The organism is Clavibacter lycopersici (assembly GCF_003576405.1).
GTDB classification, from domain to species: Bacteria; Actinomycetota; Actinomycetes; order Actinomycetales; family Microbacteriaceae; genus Clavibacter; species Clavibacter lycopersici.
In genome coordinates this window covers 1-338 of the sequence record NZ_QWGT01000585.1, presented here as the reverse complement: position 1 = coordinate 338, position 338 = coordinate 1, and the positions used below count along the sequence as shown (strand labels likewise).

General features: G+C 78.7%; 1 pseudogene. It reads right to left on the bottom strand.

Annotated features, from left to right (window positions below):
- A pseudogene (locus DZG00_RS16650) lies at positions 1-338 on the bottom strand (J domain-containing protein); the annotation flags it as partial.

The window sequence follows — 338 nt, the reverse complement described above, 5'->3', positions numbered from 1 at the left end:
CCGGCGCGTCGCCCGGCGCGAGGGCGCCGTCGGGATCCGGCACCACCGGCTGCAGCTCCCCGCGGACCAGCTGCACGCTGGTCCCCCAGTCCTCGGAGCTCAGCGCGAAGAGGCCGGCGGGCGCGAGCACGACGTGGTCGACCTTGCCCGCGCCGTCGAGCGGGCGGACGTCGTGGAAGATCGTGGCGCCCATGCCGAGCGATGCCGCGGCGCGCGCGGTCGCCTCCTCGGCGAGGGCCTTGGCGAGCAGCCAGCGGACGTCGCGCGGGGCGCGGCGCACCAGCTCGGGCGACCACGGATCCACGCCGAGGTCGGCGCCCGGCGCGACGCCCTGCCAC